3 protein-coding genes and 2 pseudogenes are annotated in these 5,825 nt (G+C 52.5%); 2 read left to right on the top strand and 3 right to left on the bottom strand.

Translation table 11 applies throughout. The annotated features are described in order from the left end of the window. Positions 1 to 169: pseudogene (locus tag M0974_RS07335) on the top strand (hypothetical protein); the annotation flags it as partial. Positions 170 to 369: 200 nt separating this feature from the next. Beyond that, positions 370 to 654, top strand: coding sequence for a tetratricopeptide repeat protein (locus tag M0974_RS07330; RefSeq protein ID WP_297834694.1), 285 nt, complete (start codon positions 370 to 372; stop codon positions 652 to 654). Between the two features lie 112 nt (positions 655 to 766). Here the strand turns inward: M0974_RS07330 and M0974_RS07325 are convergent, their stop codons facing one another. The 3 genes and pseudogenes from M0974_RS07325 to M0974_RS07315 all read right to left on the bottom strand — a co-directional run. Then, complete coding sequence (locus M0974_RS07325) at positions 767 to 3,610, bottom strand: AAA family ATPase (RefSeq protein WP_297834691.1); 2,844 nt, start codon at positions 3,608 to 3,610, stop codon at positions 767 to 769. A gap of 522 nt (positions 3,611 to 4,132) precedes the next feature. Next, positions 4,133 to 4,915 carry an FRG domain-containing protein gene (locus M0974_RS07320; RefSeq protein WP_297834689.1) on the bottom strand — a complete coding sequence of 261 codons (783 nt, stop codon included), beginning with the start codon at positions 4,913 to 4,915 and terminating at the stop codon, positions 4,133 to 4,135. A 336-nt stretch (positions 4,916 to 5,251) separates the two neighbouring features. Then, positions 5,252 to 5,719, bottom strand: a pseudogene (locus M0974_RS07315) (integrase core domain-containing protein); the annotation flags it as partial. Between the last annotated feature and the right edge of the window lie 106 nt (positions 5,720 to 5,825).

Raw genomic sequence — 5,825 nt, 5'->3', positions numbered from 1 at the left:
CTACGCCCGTTCGCAGGGCATCCTGTGCCAGGGCCGCGGTTCGGCCGCCAATTCGGCGGTCTGCTATTGCCTGCATGTGACCGAGGTCGATCCCGGCCGCGGCACCTTGCTGTTCGAGCGCTTCATTTCGAAAGAGCGCAATGAACCACCGGACATTTATGGCGACTGGATTTGTTTATTTGTGTGCATAAACGATTGAATTTTAAAGAGAACCTTTAGTTCTGAATATTTTGCGTGTTCATGAACAAAATAGCGGCGCCGCTACAATTCGCCGTTGTTATGAAATCGGAGGCTTCGCGATGAGCTTCCTGAGTACGGCCACCTTTGCCCAATCGCGTAAAGCGCGGCCATAGTATTCAGCCGGACGCTATGAGCTGGTTTCAGCTTGCAACTGCTTATTCCAGCCTCTGTAGTTGGTCTGAAGCGGTCGACGCCTATGAGAGGGCGCTAGCGCTCGACCCGGACAATGCTGTGACGATGTTCGATCTTGGTGGCGCTCACTGGAACAGCGGTAACGCAGCAATGGCGGCGGAGATTTGGACAGCAGCGAAAGAGCGGTTCCCTGACCATGAGCTCAGTGCCAAGCTTCAGCGCGACTTCTCCGCGCTGTTTAGTAATTCTACTGCGGGCGAGCCCGGCGACGACGCCCCTTAAAAATCTCGCGGCGAAAAGGCACCCAGCCTCGAGCGAAAACGCCGTGCATCAAGCCTTTACCACGTTTCTTATATAAGCATTTCGTGGCAAGGCGTCACCTCACACGACTGGCTCAGATATCGCCACCCGCTGCGGCTTGCGCGGCCAAGCAATCTCCAACATAAGCCAGTTCCTGGTTGACTTCCTCCTCTCGCTTTTGAAGTGCTGCCAAGCGTTGCTCCTGAGCCTGCTGGACCTCGACCGGTGCTTTATTCAATTTAGCGATCTTGGCTGTGCAGGCCGCAATCTTTTGCCCGAGATCTGCAAGTAAGTTATTGCAGGACAGTTGCTTCCTTTGGGTGAAAAGCTGACATTCAAAAAGTCGAATCGCATTGTAAATCGTGATGACCTCATTGCTCGTTTTAGAGTGAACAAAATTCAGGCTTCCTTCGTCAAAAGCATGATGCTCTTGGTTTTGGCCACCCCAGTTCACCAAGTCTTGTTTGATGAAGTCAAAGTGCAAGCGGTCATAGGCAATATGTGGCTCCACCAACGCAAAGGTCTTTTCCAGGCTGAGCTGCAGGTACATGCTTTTTTTCAGTGCAGATTTCTTGAACTGCGCAGTCACAGAAACCGCATTTTCCAAACAATACTCCAAGATCATTGACTCGAACCAGATGCGGCAATAGATTAAGGCCTGTCGAATGTCATATACGCCCAAGGCGCGATGAACTTTTTCTTGGAACCCGCCCGCATGGTCGATTATAACGATGCCATGGTTTGTGTAGCTGAGAACGCAGCTGTTGTGCTGGTCAGACTGTGGATGGCGATCGGCGATGATGCAAAATCGCTCCCAGAATAGGCGATCATGCGTCGTGATAATCATCTGCGTCCGACGCAAGTACGGATCAGCAAAAAACAGGTCAATGATATTGGAGCGGTGGTCACTGTCGATCGCGTTGACGACATCGTCAAACACGATCAATGGAAACCTGTTTTTCTCTGCCATCGCCAACAGCAAGGAAAGTCCAAGTACCCGTAAGTGCCCCTCACTCAGGACGGAGAAGGCGTCCAACGAACTGCCATCAGCATTCAAAATTTTGATGCGGTAGGTTTCACCCGTTTTCTCGAAACTTAACGCATTGATTCGTTCATGATCATCGTCATGATGATTGATCGCCTTATAGTATTCGGCCGCCTTGCCTTCTATGCCGGCGATGCGCGCTTTTTCTAGGGAAAACTTATATTCCAACAGGTCCCGGTGGAGGTTCCCATACTCCAGCTGCAACTGGTCGATGAGCGCATTGAGCCGCGTGTTGTCGGCATCGTTACCTTGCAGGCCAGCGCGCTGCAGTGTGAGCTCCACGAGCTGTCTGCGAATTTCTTTTAGCGCCGCCAGTGATGCATTTTTTTCGTCGAAGAGCCCTCTGAGCACTTCGGCGGCTAGCTTGAGTTGTTCGGCTTCTTGTTCGAGGCGCCTTACCTGAACATCCACTTGCGCTATCTCGGTTTGTTTCCCTCTGCAGACGTCGAAGTACGCCTCGATCCCTGCCTCATCGTCAGCCAGCAACTTGACTAACTCATTAAGTACCCGCATCGCCGCACCCACCCTGTCTGTCGCGGAATGGAAATTCGTCAGGCTGGCGCGTAGGGATTCCAACGTCAGGGAAAATGGTATGCCCAAGCGCAGGTTGCTATCGACCGCCGTGAGGGTCGTGCTAATGACCGAGGCGAACTGCGTCATCCACCGCTCGACTCGCTGTTGTGATGTCTTGATCTGATCTATTACGCTCAACGTTGCCAGCTCCCGCCGAGCCTTATCAAATGGATTGACGACCACGTGTGCCAATGGCGTCGAACAGGCTGGACAGTGCTCGGCTGCCCCCTCCTTCTCGATCGCATGCAGGGCTTCGTAGACAGCGCGATAATTAACGGCCATCACGTTCTTCAAGAGCGTGGCGTCGATCTTGGATTTTCTCGAGAGCAAGCGGCGAGCAATCCGATCGGCGCCGAGGATGCGCGTCATCGGCGCAGCAAAAGGCACTTCCGCGACCTTAAGGCGTTCTGCCTTGCGAAGTTTGAGTTCTGCCAACCTAGTCAAACGCGCGTGCCTGGCGCGTACCCCGAATTGTTGGTCAACCCGCAAGTTCAGACGTTTGCATACGCTGTCGTTGAGTACAGAAATGGTGTGGTGGTGGTGGCGCCGCTGTTCGTGGAGCTCCGCTCTGGCGACCTCAAGGGTGCGCACAGCCTCGCTTTGGTCTGGTCGCCGATGCGATGTGAGGTGGAAGTTCTCGGGCTTCACAAACCGGGAGATCACCTCCTGAAATTCTTCGAGTCCAAACAAGGTAGCAATCACATCGCTCTCGGCGCTACCTGTATCCTTCGAACCTAGCAAAGAAAACTCCTGCAGGCGGTTACGATCGATGAAGCAACTTGACCAGGTAAGGCTGGCGGGTACGCGATTGCGGTCCGTACCCGTCAGGCTCAACTCGACTTTGCCTGCGCGCCTCGCAACGTATTGTTTGATCTTGGTTTTACGGCGGTCGGCCTCTTTTATGTGGCCGGTAGTGGCGTATTCCAGCGCTTCGCATAAAGAGGACTTACCGCCGCCATTGGGTGCATAAAAGATGTTCTTGATCTTACTAAACCGTAGTAGTGTTCCTTTGTCTTCGGTACCTAATGCGCCGAAGCCACGGAAATTTTTCACCTGTAGCGTGGCCAGTGGCCTGAGTCCCGAAGGGGCGACCCAGTTCAGCTCTGGCCGGGCATCCAGAACTTTTTTGAATCGCTCCGCGATGCGCTGATAGTTGGTCGTGAGCAGCTCGTTGTTGGCGGAGGTAAGGTGGAGTTTGATATGATCGGAATACCTGCCTTTGTCTTGTGTTCCCTTATACATACACCAAAGCAGTGCGAGATAAGCGTCTGACTTCCCTACCAGGTTCTCCTTGGCAAAGTTCAAAAGGTATTGACTCATCGGCGCTCCCTATCATGGCTGGGCCGAGATGCTGGCGGGCCGAGGTGATTGTATTGTAACAATTTTTCTTGCCTATCTGCGCGAAGTTTTCTCAGTCATCAACGCGGGCGTTTTTCAGAGAGAAGTCCGCGACCAATGCCGGTTGGGTGCCCATTTACCCGTGTTATTCCAGTGGAGCGATCATGAGCGGATAGTGGGGGCCATAGGCTGAATCGAGAAGTAGGTCTCGTCGGCGTTGAGCTCAGAGACGGTTGTTCCTTTCAACTTCACCTGGAACCCCTCGCTCACGGGGCTACTCTTTACTATTTGGACTTGATAATCGATGCCGAAGTCGCCGATGCAATCTATGTTTCTGGGCTCAGCGCTGGGGAGCATATTTCGTTCTAAAACCGGTGCTTTGCGCATCACTGAGCAGGGGATGCTGCCTGGTTCGGACATTCGGTATTTTCTTTTTTTAAGTAATTGCGAAGAATTACGTGCCCAGTTCGCTCTCGACCTGTCTTTAATGACAAGCTGACGCGGCTATTGGTTTGGGCCGGGTAGGATAATGATCGCACGAGACCTTCCTTGGGCAAATCGCTGATGGTGGAACGCTTTGACTTCCTGCGCCACTCCGGCGATTCCCGGATAAATGAACGAGGTTGAAACACCTAGGGCCCGTAGCCGCCTCCTTAATTCATCCTTCCAAAAGCCTTTGAATACAATGCTTTGCATGTTTGGTACTAATAGCGGCTGCAATGGATTTGCGGGGCACGAAAATATAGAGCGTTGGTTAAGGTAACGGACGTCGTTGTACTGCGGTCTGACGAAGATAATTGTGCCTTGCTCAGGCTGCAGAGTGATGAACTGCATTGCACCGGTTACACTCTCGATTACATTTGCAGTTTTGGGGTTAAACATCTGGTAATCATCGGATACCAGGTGGCTCAGGTAGTGAAAGATTCCGTCGACGTCGTCGTGCGCTTCAACCGCAAAATATAAGGCAACAAGGGGATTTGTGGTCCAATCCAACAACCTAGTCGGCACACCATAGTGCTGTGCCAAAAAAAGCCATTCCCATTCTGACTGCGGCCGGCTGTCGCGCTCGATCACGGGAATCGACAGCCGCTTGAATTCTTCCATCATCCGCATCTCGATCATTTCTAAACCCTGCCGTGCCATCTCCTCTTGGGGACGGGCAATCGCAGGGACGAGTTCATGAGTGGATCTAGTCATTCCTCGGAATAGCAACGGCGGGCCAGCGTGGCTCGCGCCAATTGAAAGGTAAAAATTCCAGAATGAATTGATGTCGTCAAAGGTATGCATGGTTGTTATTCAGGGCCATTTCCGGAAGTTTGAAGGGTATGCAACCACTAAACTGATCTCCGCCATTGCGATGTGTCAGATTACGTTGGAACTGCTACATTTTATTTGTCGTTCTCGTCGGCGAGTTGAGTGCAGTCTGTTGTCTATTGCGACTTCGAGTTCCAGAATTTCCATTGCTGTGCTTTAGAAAGCATTTTACTATTGATGGGTCACCAAGGGAAATACTGGAGGAATTGTTCATCGGGTATGATGAGTATTATGGAACTCCAAATAATTGGCGCTCAATGTTTTACTATGGGTGATCTTGCCCCCGTATAACCGGACACCGCTTATCGCTTAATTAGCGTCGTTTTCCTGAGCCCGGCGCGCCAGCTCCCTTCTGAACATGCGGGGCGATTTCCACTTCAATGACGAGTGCGGATGGACCTCATTGAAATGCGTAAAAGCGTCTGGCAGCTGGGCGAGAACGACTTCTGCATTGCTGCGGTCCATCGCGTTCACGTAGTCCCGTTTAAACGTATTCACGAAGCTTTCCGCCATCCCGTTGGACTGCGGGCTGCACACCGGCGTATGGATCGGCTCGAGCCCCATCGCGCGCGCCAGGGCATGCGTTTCATGGGCGCGGTAAGCGCCGCCGTTGTCACTCAAGAACTCCAGTTTGGCCGATTCAATGCTGGCTTGGCCGAACCTTGCCTCAACTGCTTCGATCATCATCATGTCGCGCACCGGCTCACCAGGCAGGCCGCGCGCGGCCCAGGCGCGCCATGCAATGATCTCGTGGTCACAGCTGTCAGCAGCGGTTGTAAACTAATACACGCAGCGATTGAAAACTGATACACCGATTTGAGAAGATGGCTGCTTTGCGGAGCAGCCTTGAAACCCAACGAGGTGTGTGTGGAAATTCAGTTAT

The organism is Pseudomonas sp. (genome assembly GCF_026224925.1).
Classification (GTDB): domain Bacteria; phylum Pseudomonadota; class Gammaproteobacteria; order Pseudomonadales; family Pseudomonadaceae; genus Aquipseudomonas.
This window is presented reverse-complemented; position numbering and strand designations above follow the sequence as displayed.